The organism is Nocardia acidivorans NBRC 108247 (assembly GCF_001625085.1).
In the GTDB taxonomy this organism is placed as follows: domain Bacteria; phylum Actinomycetota; class Actinomycetes; order Mycobacteriales; family Mycobacteriaceae; genus Nocardia; species Nocardia acidivorans.
In genome coordinates, this window is sequence record NZ_BDAW01000020.1 from 61,169 (window position 1) to 78,025 (window position 16,857).

Genomic DNA, 16,857 nt, shown 5'->3' on the forward strand with positions numbered 1-16,857 from the left:
CACCTCCGAGGAGGACGCTATGGCGACCACAGCGAAAGTCGACGCCACCGAAGAGCAGGCCCGGGCACTCGTCGAAGAATCCCGCGAAACCGACTGGGCCAAACCCTCTTTCGCGAAGGAGATGTTCCTCGGCCGCTTCCGCCTCGACCTGATCCATCCGTTCCCCAAGCCGGGCCCGGAGGATCAGACCAAGATGGATCTCTACCTCACCCGCCTGGCGGCCTTCTGCGAGACCATCGACGGCCAGCGCATCGAGGCGCAGGGCCGCATTCCGGACGAATACGTGCGCGGGCTCGCCGAACTCGGCTGCTTCGGACTCAAGATTCCGGAGTCGTACGGCGGCGTCGGCCTCACCCAGGTCGGTTACAACCGCGCGCTCATGCTGGTCGGCTCCGCGCACGCGAGTCTGGGCGTACTGCTCTCGGCCCATCAATCCATCGGCGTGCCGGAGCCGCTCAAACTGGCGGGCACCGAGGAGCAGAAGCGAGAGTTCCTGCCGCGCTGCGCCAAAGGCGCGGTGAGCGCCTTCCTGCTCACCGAACCCGATGTGGGCTCCGATCCCGCGCGCATGGCCTCCACCGCCACACCCACCGAGGACGGCGAGGCGTACGACATCAATGGCGTGAAGCTCTGGACCACCAATGGCGTGGTCGCCGAACTCCTGGTGGTGATGGCGCGGGTGCCCAAGAGCGAGGGGCACCGCGGCGGCATCTCGGCCTTCATCGTGGAGGCGGACAGTCCGGGGATCACGGTGGAGCGCCGTAATTCATTCATGGGCCTGCGCGGTATCGAGAACGGCGTCACCCGGATGCACAATGTGCGCGTCCCCAAGCGCAATCTGGTGGGCCGCGAGGGTGACGGTCTCAAGATCGCGCTCACCACCTTGAACGCGGGCCGACTGGCGATTCCGGCCATGTGCACGGCGGCGGCTAAATGGTCGCTCAAGATCGGCCGCGAGTGGAGCGCCACCCGCGTGCAGTGGGGCCGTCCGGTCGGTGAGCACGCGGCGGTGGGCGCCAAGCTGTCCTTCATCGCCGCAACGACTTTCGCGCTGGAGGCGGTGCTGGATCTCTCGGCGACCATGTGCGACGAGAACCGCAATGACATTCGGATCGAGGCCGCGCTGGCCAAACTGTGGGCCTCGGAGATGGCCTGCACCATCGCGGACGAACTGGTGCAGATTCGCGGTGGGCGCGGTTATGAGACCGCCGCCTCGCTGGCGGCGCGCGGCGAACGCGCCGTCGGCGCCGAACAATTGGTGCGAGATCTGCGCATCAATCGCATCTTCGAGGGCTCCAGCGAGATCATGCGCCTGCTGATCGCCCGCGAGATGGCCGATGCGCATATGGCGGCGGCGGGCGCGCTGGTCGATCGCAATGCCGAACTCAAGGCCAAGGCCAAGGCCGCGGTCGGCGCGAGCGGCTTCTACGCCAAGTGGTTCCCGCAGCTGGCGGTGGGCACCGGCACGGTTCCGGCGACCTTCGGCGAATTCGGCCCGCTGGCACGGCATATGCGGTACGTGGAGCGGATGTCGCGCAAGCAGGCGCGGGCACTGATGTACGGAATGGCGCGCTGGCAGGCGAAATTGGAGTACAAGCAGGGTTTCCTGGGCCGCATCGTGGATATCGGCGCGGAGCTGTTCGCCATGTCCGCGGCCTGTGTGAAGGCCCAATCCCTGCGCGTGGCGGGCGATCCCGACGGCGTGGCCGCCGAGGAGTTGGCCGAAGTGTTCTGCCGGCAGGCTCGCATCCGGGTGCAGAAGTTGTTCGAATCCCTGTGGGACAACACCGATGACGCCGATACCGAACTGACCCGCGGCATCCTGGATGGGCGCTACCGGTTCCTGGAGGGCGGTGCGCTGGATCCCAGCGAGGGCACCGGGCCGTGGATCTCCGAATGGCAGTTCGGAGCGTCGACGGAGCAGAACCTACTGCGGCCGTTCCTGCCCTCGACCAAGGCGACGGCGACCACCTGACCCCTCGTGAGGTAAATCTGCCCCTCTCTAGCTTCTTCACTAGAGAGGGGCAGATTTCTATGTGGGGCTCACGAGAGGCATCGCGACACCTATCTACAGCTTTCTAGTGTGGTGTCTAGATTTCAGTAGATATGCCGAGTGTCCCGGATAGATCGCCGGCGTCAGTTGGACAACTTGTCCATAACACCGGGTGTGAACTGCTAACAGCGCGGCAATATCCATCGACAACCGGGCAAAAGGCGAACTCTCCAGGAGCACGTCATGTCCACTCGCTCACGCGCAGCAGACCACGACGGACACCACCTCACCGTCACCGCGGCAGATGACGTGCCCATCGCCATCCGGGAATTCGGCCCCGCCGACGCACCCCTGACCGTCGTCTTCATCCACGGCCACTGTCTGCGCACCGAATCCTGGGAGTTGCTGCGCGGCTATCTGCAACCGCTGTGGGGCGAGCAGGCGCACCTGGTGTTCTACGACCATCGCGGACACGGCAATTCGGGTGCGGCCGATCCGGCCACGTACACCATCGATCAGCTGGCGCTGGATCTGGACGCGGTACTGCGCGCGGTCGCGCCCACGGGTCCGATTGTGCTGGTGGGTCATTCGATGGGGGCCATGACGATCCTGGCCTACGTCCGCCTGTTCCCCGAGACCATCGGCGCCCGGATCATCGGGGTCGGCCTGCTGGCGGGAGCCGCCAACAGCGTCACCCGGGTCGGTTTGGGGCGGCTGTTGAACGGGCCCGCCGTGCATTCGCTGCGGGTGGCGGTGCGGCGGGCCCCACGCGCCATGCAGGCCTCCAAGCACTTCACCCGGCATATCTTCGAGCCGATCATGCGTGAGGCCACCCTGGGCACCCGCAAGGTGAGCCCGCGGGTGCTGGCGGTGGCCACGGCCATGCTCAACGAGACCTCCCTGTTGACCATGGCCAGCTTCCTGGAATCGCTCATGCGCTTCGACGAGACCGCCACCCTGCATCGGCTGGGCGCCATTCCGGCGCTGGTGCTGGCGGGTTCGGCGGACATCGTGATCCCGTTCGCGCATTCGGTGGTGCTCGCCTCCCAGCTCGACGATGTGGAGCTGGTGCGGCTGGACGGCGCCGGGCACAGCGTGATCATGGAACGCGCGCAGGAGGTCGCGGGAGCCATTGCGGCGCTGGTGGATCGGGCCCTGGTGGGCGCGGCGAGTCAGGGTGAGCGGTCCTGCGGACCGGGTCCGGAGTGCGGTCCGGCATTCGCCATCGCGGGGTGATTCCGGCTCCCGGGCGAATCGGGGACACGTCCCCGACCTGCGAATATTGCTCCGCGACGAGACGAACGGAGTATCTTCACGTACTGTGTTGTAGATCATATTGTGTGGTCTGTCACACGGCTCGAGGAGGCTTTCGATGACACGCAGCGAGATTGCGGAACTCCGCTACACGGTCGGCCAGCTCCGGCAGTGCGTCAGCGCATTGCGTTCCCACTACGGGGAGACCGGTTCGGTACGCCGGTTGGAGAACGATTTGGAGCGGCTCGTCATCGATGCCGAGGAGTTCGAGCAGGCCCCGCCGCCGGAGACGCCGCGGCAGAAGCAGGAACCCATCTACGTCCCCGACGCCAAGCATGACGAGGCGGCCTGGATGGGCGCACAGGATGAGGGCCTGGGATTCCACTCCCGCCCCCGCACCAAGTAGAACCGCTCCGCAACCGATTCGGGGCAGCTAAGCTCCCGCCCGGGACATCGAGGTCCCTGGGCAGGAGTGTGTGTGAGCCCCGCAGAGCAATTGACGGCGCGTGACGCGGTATTCGTCTACGACGAGTTCGAGCGTCATCCGTGCAATATCGTCGCGGTGTACGCCTTCGACGCGACCGCGCCCGGAGCCGTCACGCCCGATGCCGCGACGGTAATCCCGTGGGCACGAGCGCGTCTCGGTCACTTCCGGCTCTTCCAACGGCGATTGGCCCGGGTGCCCTGGGATCTGGATCTGCCGTACTGGGTGCCCGATCCGGAGTTCGACATCGAGCGGCATATCCGGCTGGAGCCACAGCGGGACTGGGCCGCGGTCCGATTGCGGATCGCCGAGATCGCCGCCACCCGAATGGATCTGCGCCGCCCGCCGTGGCGGATTCACCTCTTCGATCAGGTGCTCGGATATCCGGGCGCGCCCGGCGCGGTGACACTGGTACTGCTCGGCTTCCATCACAGCGCGGGCGACGGTATGGCGACCCGCGAACTGGAACTGCGGCTTTTCGACGGGAGTGAGCTGCCCGCACCGCACGCTCCGGCCGCTGCTCGGGAGTGGTCCGCGCGCCGGGCATTGGCGAAGGCCGCGGTCGTATTCCCCTATCGGATAGCACGTTTCGCGATCGGTCTGCGGCGCACCCGGGCCACCGCGGTACCGGCACTGTCCGAACCGCCGGCCCTGCGACCCGCCACCCGCTTCAATCGGCGCGTCGATCCGATCTTCGGCTTCGATCTGCTGCGGCTGCCGATGGCGGATGTCCTGAAGGCCAAAGCCGCTTCGGTGGAACGGATTACGGTCAATGATCTGGTGCTGACCATCGTCTCCGATGCTCTGGCCACCTATCTCGAGGAGCACGGCGAAACCCCGGAGGGTTCGCTCGCGGCCATGGTGCCGCGCTCCATGCGCGGTCTCGCGCAGTGGAATTCGGCGAATCAGCTCACCCAGATGTCCATCGATCTGCACACCGATATCGCCGATCCGGTGGAGCGGCTGCTCGCAATTCGCGATTCGGCGCGGCGGGAGAAGCGGCGCGGGGCCGATCCGGCAGTGCTGCGCCAGGCCGAGCGGGTGCAGACCTCCCCCGCCTGGTTGCTGCGCTTGGCCGGATGGGGCCGCGCGCGTAGACAATTCGACGCGGTGTCGGTGGTGCCGCTGTCGAATACCACCGTGAGCAATGTGCCGCCGGTGGCCGAGCGGCTGGCATTCCTGGGCGCGCCCATGCTCAGCGCGTTCGGCGCGCTGCCCATCATGGATGGGGACGGGCTGCGGCATCTGATCAGCTCGCAGGGTGATGAACTGATCATCAGCTTCAGCGCCGACACCACCATGCTGCCCGATACCGGGCACTACACCGAACTGCTGCTGGGCGCTTTCGAGCGGCTGCGGCGGGCCCTGGAAGCCCAGCGGGCCCGCCTGGAATCACAACGGGCACGGGGTCTTTCACAGCCCTAGCGCGCCACCCAGCACCGGCCAGGACCGGTGCAGTTCGTCCTGCCAGTAACCCCAGGAGTGGGTGCCCGACTCGTCGAGGTTGTAGGTGATGTCGGTGCGCCCCAGCGCGCGGGTGCGCTCCTCGAGCCGGGTGGTGCAGTAGTGCGTGGCGGCCTCGATACCGCCGCCGAGCAGCATCTGATTCGCCAGGGTCTTGGCGTTCTGCCGCACGGTCGGATCACCGAGGGTGTCGTGCTGACCGGGCAGTCCGGTGCCGCTGGAGATGTACATCGGAATATTCGGCAGTCGATCGGCGTGCAGCAGCACATCGTGTTCGCGCCAGCCGGGACCGTCCAGGGGTCCCCACATATTCTGCGCGCGCCCGGTGCCGAGGCTGATGACGAAGGAGATGAACGTCTGTCCCAGTGGATCACTCGTCATGGCACACCCGCTGTAGGCGGCGACGCCGCTGTACAGCTCGGGCGCCTGGATGGCCAGGTCGAGCACGGAGGTGCCCGCCATGGAGATGCCCGCGAGCGCGTTCACGCCATCGGTGCCGAAGGCGCGATCGATGACCGGCGGCAGTTCCCGGGTCAAAAAGGTGGCCCATTTGTTCCGGCCGTTGTTGCCGAGGAATTTGCCGAGGCCGGGATCGTCCTGCTGCCAGTCGGTGTAGTAGCTGAAGGCGCCCTCCATCGGGACGACGATATTCACGTGCTTGTCCGCGAAGAAGTCGTCCAGATCGGTTTGCGCGACCCAGCTCGCGGCATCCTCGCCGCCGCCCGCGCCATTGAGCAGATACAGCGTGGGGGCCGGGGCCGAGGTGTCCCGCGGGCGCAGCACCTGCAGCGGGATCTCGCGATCCATGGCCGGGGAGTACACGCTGATCTGGATCAACCGCCCCGCACCGGGGGCCTGCGATATCAACTGGGCCCCGGTGGCCTGGGCCGGGGCGGTCACCGCCGGGCTCAGGGTGCTCAGCAGGGCCGCGGCCACCAGCAGGGTCAGCCGGAACGCTCTCATCAAATCGCCTGTGTCCCTACACATCACCAAGGGGGCGCACCGCTGCGGCACGCCCCCGTATTCGACTGTCGAACTGTGCTGCTACCGCTTCACTTGCCTGCGGCGGGGGTGCCGCCACTGAGCGTGATCAGTGCGTTGACGATGGTGGTGCCGACACTGCCGAGGCTGCCGCTGCCCTTACCGAGGACATCCCAGAGAGATCCCATGGTCTTGCTCCTTGCGTGCTTGTAGTGCTCGAAATACGGGAATTGCCGAATATCGCTTGTCAGTGGCCGCGGAACTTGGCCAGCGAGCCGAGGAAGGTGTCCAACAGGCCGTCGCCCGCGACCGCGGAACCGAGAGCCGGAATAATGGAGCCGAGCAGATCACTCAACGAACCCATGGTGAATCTCCTTGTGCGCGTTAATCGTTGCCCCGTGCGAACGGCGCCCGCCCGCAAAGAGAAACGGCCACATTCACCAATGAACGTGACGCAGGCAACATAGCAAGCGACCACTTTATGATCAAGGCATATCGCCCAAATTTCTTCGACAGGCTCACTATCAATGAGCAAAGCTTCAGCAATTCCAACGGCTTTGGCTGAGCAGGACAGGGATGAACCACACCCCGAAAACAGTGGCTTCCGCTACCGCACCCGTGGTGCTATCGCGGCCCGTGGATCCTTTCCGTTCAGCAGCAAACAGCGGCGTGTCGAACGGCGTGTCTTATATCTATCCGGCCCGGTGGCGGCCGAAACGCCGGGGCGGACGTGCGCCGTGGAAGCGCGCGCCGCGCGGGGTCGGGGCGACCTGTTCGATATAGGCCGATTCGAAGACCGCGGCGAGCGCCTCGGACGGACCGGTGGGAATGGCCGCCACACCGTAACCGCCTTCGCGACGGGACAATTCGTGCAGCAGCGTGGTGACCATGCGCAGACCCGCCGCACCGCCGGGATCGCCCAGGGCGATGGCGGCGCCGTGCACATTGAGCCGCTCGGCGGCGTCGAACTCCCAGCCCTCGCGCTCCCAGAGCCGGGTCAGCGCGAGCACCTCCACCGCACTGGATTCGTCGATCTCCAGCAGATCCACCTCGTCCAGCCCGAAACCGCTGCGCGCCAGGGATTTACCGACCGCGACACCGGTGGCGGGAATGGCGCCCTCCACCTCACCGGCGCCCGAGGCCCAGCCCACCAGGTAGCCCATCGGCTCCAGACCCAGATCGACCAGCCGGTCCTCGGCCACCACCAGACAACCCGCGGCCGCCAGGGTCCGGGTACTGCTGTTGCCGACGGTGGTCACCCCGCCGGGCAGGAATGGTTCCAGCACCGCGAAGGCGCGCGGCGAGACGTCATCGCGCAGGCCCTCATCGCGGTCGACCAGTTGCACCACACCGGAATTCGCGTCCTCGGGCACCGCGTTCACCACCACCGGCGCGGTCTCGGCGCCGAAGATGCCCTGCCGCCGCGCCCGCGCCGCCCGACGGTGACTGGCGGCGGCGTAGTGGTCTGCCTCCATCCGGGAAATGCCGTAGTGCTGGGCGAGCAGCTCGGCGTACTTGGATTCCGCCGGCGCGCGCAGCGATTCGGCCGCGGCCCAGACCGCGAGCTGCTCGCCGGTGTCGACGCCCATCAGATCGCTGTTCGGCCGGAGCACCCGCTGTGCGCCGTTGGGACCGCCCGCCGGGGCGGACCCGCGCGGACCGGCGGGTAGCGGACCCGCGCCGAGCGGACCCCTCCCCCGGGCCGGAGTCGGCTGCACCGCATCCCGCGAGTGGCCGGACTGTGGTGGTGCAGAAGCGAATTCGGCGCCGAGCGCGAGCACCACATCCGCGGAGCCGGTCTGTACCATCATGGCTGCGGTGATCAGGGCGCGCAGTCCCCCGCCGGGTCCCGCGCCGATGGGGAATTCGCCGAGGGTGGGCGGCAGTCCGGAAATGGGGATGGCAGCCCGTACGGCCCGCTGATCCGGGACGGCGCTGACGAGTTGTTCGATGCGGTACGGGTCGATACCCGACCGGCCCACCACCGCGCTCAGCACCGTGGAGATCAATCGTTGCGGCGCAACTGCCGCCAGGGCTCCGCCCGGCAGGCCGACGGGTGTGCGCATCGGCATCACGATCGCGGCTCTCCTCATCAACCGGCTCCCTTCACGCTCTTCACCGGCTCCCCAATCGGGGTCTGGCTCAGGGCAACGTCACCACAGTGTTGTTGCTGCTGTGTGACGCCGCGCGAACGGAAGATGGAGGGCCGCGCACCACTTGTTCGGGAATGTCCGAATCACGCTGCGATCGAACGTTCTTGGCGAGATAGCCATTTGTTCACCAATCAAACGACCGGCGGGGAAAAGTCGTGATTGTGGCGCAAATCACGCGATCACGAATTCGCGGTACCGAGCGCGGGTGATAGCTGCCCTGTCGTAGGGTGCTCACCATCACATTCGATGCCGGAGGTAACGATGACGTTCCACGGGGTAGAGCAGCGAGGCATCCAGCAGTGAGCGCCGCACCAGTCAAGGGTACTGAATCGAGCACGACCGGGGTATTCAGCAAGGGTCGCGCGGCCATCTCCGCGCGCACCCTACGGACCGACAGCTGGTGGGTTCCACCGCTGGTCACCGTGCTGGGCCTGGGTACCTTCGTCATCTACGCCACCGTGAGATCCTTTGCGCGCGCGGCTTATTGGGTGAACGACTACCACTATCTGACGCCGTTCTACTCACCGTGCCTGAGCGCGTCGTGCGTCGAGGGCTCCAGTCACCTCGGCACGCCGATCGGCCACCTGCCCATGTGGATCCCACTGGGCTTTCTGGTGTTGCCGTTCCTGTTGCTGTTCCGGCTCACCTGCTACTACTACCGCAAGGCCTATTACCGCGCGGTGTGGTTCTCCCCGCCGGCCTGCGCGGTCGCCGAGCCGCATCAGAAGTACACCGGCGAGACCAAACTGCCGCTGATCATCCAGAACGCGCACCGCTACTTCTTCTTCGTGGCCGCCATCATCGCGGTGATCAACACCTATGACGCGGCAATCTCGTTCCACGGCAAGGACGGTGGCTTCGGTATCGGCCTGGGCACCATCATCATCACCGGCAACGCGCTGCTGCTGTGGGCGTACACGCTGTCCTGCCACTCCTGCCGGCATATCGCGGGCGGGCGGCTCAAGCACTTCTCCGCGCATCCGGTGCGCTACTGGTTCTGGACCAAGGTCTCCGCGCTGAACACCCGGCACATGCTGCTGGCCTGGACCACCCTCGGCACGCTCATCCTCACCGACTTCTACGTCATGTTGGTCGCGAGCGGCACCATCAGCGATCCGCGCCTCATCGGCTGATCACGCTGATCCCAATTCCCAAGTCTGTCAGGAGTATTCGGTTCCATGCCTGAAGTCGAACGGCACAAGTACGACGTCGTGGTGATCGGTGCGGGCGGCGCCGGACTGCGCGCGGTCATCGAAGCCCGCGAACACGGCCTGTCGGTGGCGGTGGTGTGCAAGTCGCTGTTCGGCAAGGCGCACACCGTCATGGCCGAGGGCGGCTGCGCGGCCGCCATGGGAAATGCCAACGAGAAGGACAATTGGCAGACCCATTTCAAGGACACCATGCGGGGTGGCAAATTCCTCAACAACTGGCGGATGGCCGAACTGCACGCGCAGGAGGCCCCCGACCGGGTGTGGGAACTGGAAACCTATGGGGCGCTGTTCGATCGGACCAAGGACGGCCGGATCAGCCAGCGCAACTTCGGCGGTCACACCTATCCGCGGCTGGCGCACGTCGGTGACCGCACCGGCCTCGAACTCATCCGCACCATGCAGCAGAAGATCGTCTCGCTGCAGCAGGAGGATTTCGCGGCCACCGGTGACTACGAGGCGCGCATCAAGGTGTTCGCCGAGCTGACCATCACCGAACTGCTCAAGGACGGCGACAAGATCTCCGGCGCGTTCGGCTACTGGCGGGAGTCGGGGCGGTTCGTGCTGTTCGAGGCCCCGGCCGTGGTGCTGGCCACCGGCGGAATCGGCAAGTCCTACAAGGTGACCTCCAATTCCTGGGAGTACACCGGCGATGGGCACGCGCTGGCGCTGCGCGCGGGCGCGACGCTGATCAATATGGAGTTCCTGCAATTCCATCCGACCGGCATGGTCTGGCCGCCCAGTGTGAAGGGCATTCTCGTCACCGAGGGCGTGCGCGGTGACGGCGGCGTCCTGAAGAACTCCGACGGCAAACGCTTCATGTTCGACTACATCCCCGGGGTCTTCAAGGGGCAGTACGCCGAATCCGAGGAAGAGGCCGATCAGTGGTTGAAGGACAACGACTCCGCGCGCCGCACCCCCGATCTACTCCCCCGCGATGAGGTCGCCCGCGCCATCAACGAAGAGGTGAAGTCGGGGCGCGGCACCGAACACGGCGGTGTGTACCTGGATATTTCGTCCCGGCTGCCCGCCGCGGAGATCAAGAAGCGGCTGCCGTCCATGCATCACCAGTTCCTGGAACTGGCGGATGTGGATATCACCAAGGAGCCCATGGAGGTCGGGCCGACCTGCCACTACGTCATGGGCGGGATCGAGGTCGATCCCGATACCGGTGCGGCCACCGTGCCCGGATTGTTCGCCGCCGGTGAGTGTTCCGGCGGTATGCACGGCTCCAATCGACTCGGCGGCAACTCGCTCTCGGATCTGCTGGTGTTCGGCCGGCGCGCCGGCTTGGGCGCGGCCACCTATGTGGAGCAGCTGCCCGGACGGCCCAAGATCTCCGACAACGATATCGCCGCCGCCGCGAAAGCCGCTGTGGCGCCGTTCGATCCGCCCGCCGACGGGCCGGGCGAGAACCCGTACAGCCTGCATCTGGACCTGCAGCAGACCATGAACGATCTGGTCGGCATCATCCGCAAGGAGGGTGAGCTCGAGCAGGCCATCGAGAAATTGTCCGAACTGCGGGACCGCTACGACGGCGTCACCGTCGAGGGGCATCGGCAGTTCAATCCGGGCTGGCATCTGGCGCTGGATCTGCGGAATATGCTGCTCATCAGCGAATGCGTCGCACAGGCGGCCCTGCTGCGCACCGAATCTCGCGGCGGGCACACCCGCGACGACCATCCCGGCATGGATCCGGCGTGGCGGAACAAGCTGCTGGTCTGCCGGATCGATGCGGACGAGATCGGTTTCACGGTGCCCTCGGTCCTGGTCACACCGGAGGATCAGGTGCCCATGCGCACCGATCTGCTGCGGTTGTTCGACCTCAGCGAACTCGAAAAGTATTACAGCACTGCCGACCTCGCCGCCGTGCGGGACGGCGCCGGAGAGGCGGAATAGCCATGGGTTACGACGCGAAGTTCAAGGTCTGGCGCGGCGATATCGACGGCGGCGAACTGGCCGACTTCACCGTCGAGGTGAACGAGGGCGAGGTGGTGCTCGATGTCATCCACCGGTTGCAGCAGACCCAGACCCCCGATCTCGCGGTGCGCTGGAACTGCAAGGCGGGCAAGTGCGGATCGTGTTCGGCGGAGGTGAACGGGCGGCCGCGACTGCTGTGCATGACCCGAATGAACACCTTCGGACCCGAGGACGTCATCACGGTGACGCCGCTGCGCACCTTCCCGGTGATCCGCGACCTGGTCACCGATGTGTCCTTCAATTATCAGAAGGCGCGCGAAATTCCGTCCTTCACCCCGCCGGTGGATCTGAAGCCGGGTGAGTACCGCATGCAGCAGCAGGATGTGGAGCGCTCACAGGAATTCCGCAAGTGCATCGAATGCTTTCTGTGTCAGAACACCTGTCACGTTGTCCGTGATCATGAGGAGAACAAGGAGTCCTTCGCGGGGCCGCGCTATCTCATGCGTATCGCGGAACTCGAAATGCATCCGCTCGATGTCGCGGATCGACGGGAGCTCGCCCAGGATGAGGCGGGGCTCGGTTTCTGCAATATCACCAAATGCTGCACCGAGGTCTGCCCCGAGCACATCAAGATCACCGACAATGCACTGATCCCGCTCAAGGAGCGGGTGGCGGATCAGAAGTACGACCCGCTGGTCTGGTTGGGTAACAAGCTCTTCCGGCGGTAAGCGGGCGCGGGGGGCGGCGGTTGGGTGCCGCCCCTACAGCATGGCGACGACCGCCAGCGCCACGCCGCCGACCAGCAGTCCCACGGCCACCGCCGATATCAATGCCCCGGTGAGTACGTATATGCCCATCGCCGATACCGCGAAGAGCATCCCTACGATCAACCGTTCCATCCAGTCATCGGGACCCAATTTGCGGTACCGGGGTCGTGAATTCTTCAGCCCTCGGTCCACGCATTATCGGTTACCCATGCTTAAGCCTGGGAAACATGTTTTCGATGCCGAACGGCCGCTGTTTCGTGATCTTCCGCCGGAGCGGCCGACGAACAGTAGGTTCACCGACCGCCGCGGTGACAAATCAATCGCGCACGATCAATTCCCGGAACGAATCCCATTCCCGCGCCCCGAACACCAGGGCGGGCCCCGCCGGATTCTTGCTGTCCCGCACCCCCACTCGCCCGTCGGCCAGGAACGCCACCTCGACGCACTCCTTGCCCGCGCCGCTGCGACTGCTCTTGAACCACCGCGCCCCGGCCAACCCGCCCGGCTCCGCCATCCTCACGAGTACTCCTTCGCCACCTGCCGCAGCAGGTTTCTGCTGTCCTGGACCTCCAGCGCGCAGCGTTCCAGGCATTCCTGCGCCCGGCGATAGCGCCGAACATCGCCCTGTCTTTCGAGATACAGATCGCCGGTGAACCCCTCCACATAGACCACCGGGGGTTCCACCGGTTGCCCCTTGCCATCGGTCCCGAACTCGAGAATCACGAATGGACCGGTCGAAAGTCCCAGCGGGACACCGGCTTCAAAGGGCAGAATGCGCAGTGCGACATTGGGTCTGGTGCTCAACTCCGCCAGGTGCCGCACCTGCGCCGCCATCACCTTTGCACCTCCCACCGAACGGCGCAATACCGATTCGTGCAACACCATGGCGACCGTCGCCGGATGCATGCGGCGGGTGATCAGCGCCTGCCGCTGCAGCCGCAGCTGAACCCGCCGATTCACCTCCGCCGCCGTGTCTTCCGGATACCCGAGGGTGTTCAGGGCCCTTGCGTAGTCGGCGGTCTGCAGCAGTCCGGGCACCAATTCCGATTGGTAGCAGGACAACTGCTGCGCGGATGCCTCGAGCCCGACGTAGACGTCGAAGTTCTCCGGAATGAGATCGCCGTAGGAGTGCCACCAACTCTTGACCGCGGCCTGCTGCGCCAAACCCTTGAGCCCATCGGCGATTTCGGCCGGGATACCGTAGATGCGGCACAGCTCGTGGATGTCGATGGTGCGAATACGGTCGGCATTGCCCTTCTCCAGCCGCTGGAGCGTGCTCGCGCCCCACTCCATGAGTTTGGCCGCCTCGGCAATGGTCAATCCCGCCTGTATGCGCCAGTCCCGCAGATAGCGGCCGAGCTGGCGGCGGGGCAGGGTCGATGACGCAGGGCTCTCTGACACAGCGCGCTCCGTTCTCGGTCGCGGGCACGAGCGGGCGAGGGCACGACAATGCGGGGCACCGGCACGCTCGGTGACCCGATAATGCCGTGCGACAGTCTTGCGGTACACCGGCTCCCGCCCGGACACACATTCATCGGCTGGGGGCTTCGTCCACTATGGGGAATCCTCCTCCCCCAGGTGGATTCACTGCTGGGAATTCGCGCAATTTTGCGTTCTCATCTTCGAAAAACGCCCGCGGGGCGTCTGCTCGTGGTGTGCTGGATATGTGCCCGGGGCGGTGTTGCCAGTCCCCTTTCGTTTCCTGAATGCTCCGGGCACTTCAGGAATTCCATGCGAAACGAGGAGTCATGGCCGAAGTCGTCACCCCCTACCACCGATCTCTTCCGGAGGTTGGATCATGCAACTGACCACCCTCAATATGCCCATTGCCGGATTGCTGGTGTGTCGCAGGGATCCGGGCGTCATGAGCATCGAACAGGCCCATGCCGCAATGCAATTGCACCTCGATTGCACCGTGCAGACCTGCAAGGTCCGGCGCCGCGCCCGCGCGACGCTGGTGGAGGAGGGACGGTGCGTGCTCGACGAGCGCGCCCTGCCATGACCAACGGCGCCGACCGGTACGAACGCGCGGTGTATCGCGCACTGTGGTGGATGCTCGACTTCCGCCGCGCGTTCAAACCACGGCGCAAAGTCAGCTGCCGCACCGCCTTTCGATAGCCGTCGCACCTTCCTACCTCCGGGTGCGACGGCGGACCCCCGCCGCGTTGCGTCAGCGCGGTTCGGCCCGCCCGTCCGGCAGACGGCGAGCGGGCCGAACCGCATCCCAAACTCCACCCCGTGCGCCTACCCTGGAATTCATCGCACTGCTGCGGTGAAGGGGGAGGGCGTTTGTCGGCCTTCGGACAGCAGGCATCGGTCTTCCGGGCGGCCCGCCTGGCAGACCTCGATGCCATCGTGGCCCTGGAAGCGGCCGAATTCGCACACCTGGCATATCCGTATTTCATTCTGCGCCAACTGTTCGAACTGCACGGACCGCACTGGTTGATCGCCGAGCACGAAGGCCGCGTCTGCGGCTATGTGCTCACCGCGCTCGGCCGAGACGGCACCGCGTGGTTCCTGGGATTCGCGGTCGCGGGGTACTGCCGGGGCCGCGGTTACGGGCGCAGTCTGCTCGAGACCGCGCTCGAACAATGCCGTGCGCAGCGCATCGATCAGGTCTTCGTCACGGTGCGCCCGGGCAATCAGACCGCCTATCACCTCTACAAAGAGGTCGGATTCGTCTGGGCCGAACACGAGATGGAGTATTTCGGGCCGGATGAGCCCCGAGATGTCCTGGTGCACAAGCTTTACCATTGATCATGCTCGAAAAGAGCTCGCCCTCGTCACCGTTCGTCGCCGCCATGAGCACGCGCATCGAGCGACATGCCGCCGCCTATGCCGAGGATCTGGACGCCTTTCTCGAGCAGCCGCATTCACTGCGCCGCCGCGTCACCGAACAACCGCTGCTGGACCTCTTCACCCGGCATGTGGAAGCGGTGGTCGCGACCTACGATCCGCCCGGTATCCGCCGGGTCGGCGACAGCCTGGTCTTCGGGCACCTCTACGCCGCGGCGCTGCACCAATCACCCGATGGCACAGTGGCATCCGTTCCCGTCGCCGCATTGCTCACCGCTCTGCTCGCGGCCGAGGTGGAGTACCGCGGACCACTGCGACTGAGCCGCACCCAGAAGCGGCAACTGGGCGAGAACTACGAGCGGATCGGAGAGCGGCTGCTGCCCGCCGGTCTGCCCGCGCACGCCGCACACGCCTTTCGGCGCGCGGGCAGCCTGTTCCATCAGGACGAGGACACCGATGCCGAGGACCGATGCGGGCTGGCGCTGGCGCGGGCGCGCCGGCTGGCGCAGCCGGTGATGTGGCGGCGCATCGGCGGGCTCTTCCCGGATCTGGTGTGCGGCTACGGATATCGGCCGTTCCGCATGCTCGGATGGATCGCCCTGCAACTGGTGGTGTTCATTGCCGCGATCTCGCTGGTATCGGACGACCCGTTGACGGTGACCATCTACAAGGTGCTGGTGAACTATCTGAATCCGCTCGGGCCGGGGGATTCGGACGGTATGCGCGCCGGGGGCCGGGCACTGCTGGTGCTGGAATGCTATCTGGGCACGGTCAGCACGTCGGTGTTCTTCGCACTGCTGGTGCGGCGCTGGTTCCGGCTCTGATCGGAGCCGATCACCATTCGGCGGTGCTGATCTTGGCCGCGCGCAGCGCCTCCAGGGTGGCCACCGCCAGCCGATCGCGCAGCTGCCCGATCTGCGCGGTCCACTGTCTGGTGAAACCCGGATCGGCCTCCAGCCGCGTCCACAGTTCACGCAGCCGCGCCGGGGTGTGCGCGCCCGGCATCCACAGGTGCACAAGCTGTTCCAGCAATGGGGTGAGCAGTTCCACCGCGTCCTGATGCGGACCGAAGCGACCGGCATCGCCCAGCGCCGCGTCCAGGGTGGTGAGCAGCCAGTCGTGTACGGCCACATCCTCGCAGAAGCGTTGCACCCCGGCCAGGTCCCGGACGGTCGGCACCATGATCCGGACCGACCGGGTCGATTCGTCCTCGAGCCGGAAGGCGAACAGGGTGCGGCCGCGCACCGCGCCCTCCAGCGGTGGCGCCACCCGCGCGGCCCAGCGCAGCCGAGTCGCGGTGGTGCGCAGGCGCGGTCGCCGATCCAGCCGCGCATCGGTACGCACCTGATTGAGCAGGCGTTCGCTGATGGAGCCCAGATCCAGGGTCGTGGCACCGGAACCCTCCAGGAAGCCCTCGGTGAGATCGACCGCGGCGGCGGTATCGTCGCCGAGCCGGTGAATCAGCTCCACCGTGCCGACCCGGGTGAGGTAGTGCGACCACGGCCGCCGATTCGACTCGGCGGCTCGCACCACCCGCACACTCGACGAACTCTGCGCGACCCGGCCGCCGACGAGCGTGGCATGCGAGGCGACGGTCCCGACCGCGCGGCTGTCCGAGCGCGAGACGGTCGCCAGCTGACAGTCCACCCCGACCGCCGCGCTCGGCGAAATCGCGAGGGCGAGTGGGCGTTCGCGCATCAAAACGCGCTGCCCCGGCAGCAGCGCGAGCAGTTCGGCCGCTTCCTGCGGCGGCAAGGCGACCGAGGCGGGCAGCAGACCGGTCCGCACCTCGCCCAGCAGCACCAGCGGATCGCTCATGGCGTACCCGGCGCGCACA

16 protein-coding genes are annotated in these 16,857 nt (G+C 66.2%); 10 read left to right on the forward strand and 6 right to left on the reverse strand.

The genetic code is table 11. The annotated features are described in order from the left end of the window. The first annotated feature begins 19 nt into the window (after positions 1-19). The 4 genes from NA10_RS12835 (at position 20) to NA10_RS12850 (ending at position 5,156) form a co-directional block, all read left to right on the forward strand. Positions 20-1,975: an acyl-CoA dehydrogenase family protein gene (locus NA10_RS12835; protein WP_067567781.1), complete on the forward strand. Its 1,956-nt coding sequence runs from the start codon at positions 20-22 to the stop codon at positions 1,973-1,975. Positions 1,976-2,236: 261 nt separating this feature from the next. Then, positions 2,237-3,229, forward strand: a complete 993-nt coding sequence (locus NA10_RS12840) for an alpha/beta fold hydrolase (RefSeq protein ID WP_084514581.1) — start codon at positions 2,237-2,239, stop codon at positions 3,227-3,229. 136 nt (positions 3,230-3,365) lie between these two features. Beyond that, the gene (locus NA10_RS12845; RefSeq protein WP_067567693.1) at positions 3,366-3,653 is read left to right on the forward strand and encodes an Rv0250c family protein; all 288 of its coding nucleotides are present in this window, start codon (positions 3,366-3,368) and stop codon (positions 3,651-3,653) included. Between the two features lie 72 nt (positions 3,654-3,725). Then, positions 3,726-5,156, forward strand: coding sequence for a wax ester/triacylglycerol synthase family O-acyltransferase (locus NA10_RS12850; protein ID WP_245677170.1), 1,431 nt, complete (start codon positions 3,726-3,728; stop codon positions 5,154-5,156). On the opposite strand, the gene NA10_RS12855 is transcribed toward NA10_RS12850, so the two are convergent. After that, entirely contained in the window at positions 5,145-6,158 is a 1,014-nt protein-coding gene (locus tag NA10_RS12855; protein WP_067567697.1) for an alpha/beta hydrolase, read from the reverse strand. The genes NA10_RS12850 and NA10_RS12855 overlap by 12 nt on opposite strands. Before the next feature lie 710 nt (positions 6,159-6,868). Beyond that, complete coding sequence (locus NA10_RS12860) at positions 6,869-8,269, reverse strand: thiolase family protein (RefSeq protein ID WP_084514582.1); 1,401 nt, start codon at positions 8,267-8,269, stop codon at positions 6,869-6,871. Between the two features lie 359 nt (positions 8,270-8,628). Between NA10_RS12860 and sdhC the strand changes: the two genes are divergently transcribed. The 3 genes from sdhC to NA10_RS12875 are packed head-to-tail and all read left to right on the forward strand — an operon-like array spanning position 8,629 to position 12,185. Beyond that, positions 8,629-9,462: a succinate dehydrogenase subunit SdhC gene (gene sdhC, locus NA10_RS12865; protein ID WP_067567701.1), complete on the forward strand. Its 834-nt coding sequence runs from the start codon at positions 8,629-8,631 to the stop codon at positions 9,460-9,462. Positions 9,463-9,507: 45 nt separating this feature from the next. After that, the gene (locus NA10_RS12870) at positions 9,508-11,436 is read left to right on the forward strand and encodes a fumarate reductase/succinate dehydrogenase flavoprotein subunit (protein WP_067567702.1); all 1,929 of its coding nucleotides are present in this window, start codon (positions 9,508-9,510) and stop codon (positions 11,434-11,436) included. A 2-nt stretch (positions 11,437-11,438) separates the two neighbouring features. Beyond that, positions 11,439-12,185, forward strand: coding sequence for a succinate dehydrogenase/fumarate reductase iron-sulfur subunit (locus NA10_RS12875; RefSeq protein ID WP_067567704.1), 747 nt, complete (start codon positions 11,439-11,441; stop codon positions 12,183-12,185). A gap of 33 nt (positions 12,186-12,218) precedes the next feature. Here the strand turns inward: NA10_RS12875 and NA10_RS12880 are convergent, their stop codons facing one another. The 3 genes from NA10_RS12880 to NA10_RS12890 form a co-directional block, all read right to left on the reverse strand. Then, positions 12,219-12,356 (reverse strand): hypothetical protein, encoded by a 138-nt coding sequence (locus NA10_RS12880; protein ID WP_245677171.1) that lies wholly within the window; start codon positions 12,354-12,356, stop codon positions 12,219-12,221. Between the two features lie 184 nt (positions 12,357-12,540). Further along, positions 12,541-12,738, reverse strand: coding sequence for a DUF397 domain-containing protein (locus tag NA10_RS12885; RefSeq protein WP_067567709.1), 198 nt, complete (start codon positions 12,736-12,738; stop codon positions 12,541-12,543). 2 nt (positions 12,739-12,740) lie between these two features. Beyond that, positions 12,741-13,625 (reverse strand): helix-turn-helix domain-containing protein, encoded by an 885-nt coding sequence (locus NA10_RS12890; RefSeq protein ID WP_067567711.1) that lies wholly within the window; start codon positions 13,623-13,625, stop codon positions 12,741-12,743. A 397-nt stretch (positions 13,626-14,022) separates the two neighbouring features. Between NA10_RS12890 and NA10_RS12895 the strand changes: the two genes are divergently transcribed. The 3 genes from NA10_RS12895 (at position 14,023) to NA10_RS12905 (ending at position 15,844) form a co-directional block, all read left to right on the forward strand. After that, on the forward strand, positions 14,023-14,226 hold the full coding sequence (locus NA10_RS12895; protein WP_067567713.1) for a hypothetical protein: 204 nt from the start codon (positions 14,023-14,025) through the stop codon (positions 14,224-14,226). Between the two features lie 287 nt (positions 14,227-14,513). Continuing rightward, entirely contained in the window at positions 14,514-14,981 is a 468-nt protein-coding gene (locus tag NA10_RS12900; RefSeq protein WP_067567715.1) for a GNAT family N-acetyltransferase, read from the forward strand. A gap of 2 nt (positions 14,982-14,983) precedes the next feature. Beyond that, on the forward strand, positions 14,984-15,844 hold the full coding sequence (locus NA10_RS12905; protein ID WP_067567717.1) for a hypothetical protein: 861 nt from the start codon (positions 14,984-14,986) through the stop codon (positions 15,842-15,844). Positions 15,845-15,854: 10 nt separating this feature from the next. On the opposite strand, the gene NA10_RS12910 is transcribed toward NA10_RS12905, so the two are convergent. Continuing rightward, positions 15,855-16,856, reverse strand: a complete 1,002-nt coding sequence (locus tag NA10_RS12910) for an SCO2521 family protein (RefSeq protein ID WP_245677172.1) — start codon at positions 16,854-16,856, stop codon at positions 15,855-15,857. Between the last annotated feature and the right edge of the window lies 1 nt (position 16,857).

What these genes read in the sequence shown, in the direction of transcription:
- NA10_RS12835 (WP_067567781.1), top strand. Translation starts at nt 20, where the DNA reads ATGGCGACCACAGCGAAAGTCGACGCCACCGAAGAGCAGGCCCGGGCA.
- NA10_RS12840 (WP_084514581.1), top strand. Translation starts at nt 2,237, where the DNA reads ATGTCCACTCGCTCACGCGCAGCAGACCACGACGGACACCACCTCACC.
- NA10_RS12845 (WP_067567693.1), top strand. Translation starts at nt 3,366, where the DNA reads ATGACACGCAGCGAGATTGCGGAACTCCGCTACACGGTCGGCCAGCTC.
- NA10_RS12855 (WP_067567697.1), bottom strand. Translation starts at nt 6,158, where the DNA reads ATGAGAGCGTTCCGGCTGACCCTGCTGGTGGCCGCGGCCCTGCTGAGC.
- NA10_RS12860 (WP_084514582.1), bottom strand. Translation starts at nt 8,269, where the DNA reads ATGAGGAGAGCCGCGATCGTGATGCCGATGCGCACACCCGTCGGCCTG.
- NA10_RS12870 (WP_067567702.1), top strand. Translation starts at nt 9,508, where the DNA reads ATGCCTGAAGTCGAACGGCACAAGTACGACGTCGTGGTGATCGGTGCG.
- NA10_RS12875 (WP_067567704.1), top strand. Translation starts at nt 11,439, where the DNA reads ATGGGTTACGACGCGAAGTTCAAGGTCTGGCGCGGCGATATCGACGGC.
- NA10_RS12880 (WP_245677171.1), bottom strand. Translation starts at nt 12,356, where the DNA reads ATGGAACGGTTGATCGTAGGGATGCTCTTCGCGGTATCGGCGATGGGC.
- NA10_RS12885 (WP_067567709.1), bottom strand. Translation starts at nt 12,738, where the DNA reads ATGGCGGAGCCGGGCGGGTTGGCCGGGGCGCGGTGGTTCAAGAGCAGT.
- NA10_RS12895 (WP_067567713.1), top strand. Translation starts at nt 14,023, where the DNA reads ATGCAACTGACCACCCTCAATATGCCCATTGCCGGATTGCTGGTGTGT.
- NA10_RS12905 (WP_067567717.1), top strand. Translation starts at nt 14,984, where the DNA reads ATGCTCGAAAAGAGCTCGCCCTCGTCACCGTTCGTCGCCGCCATGAGC.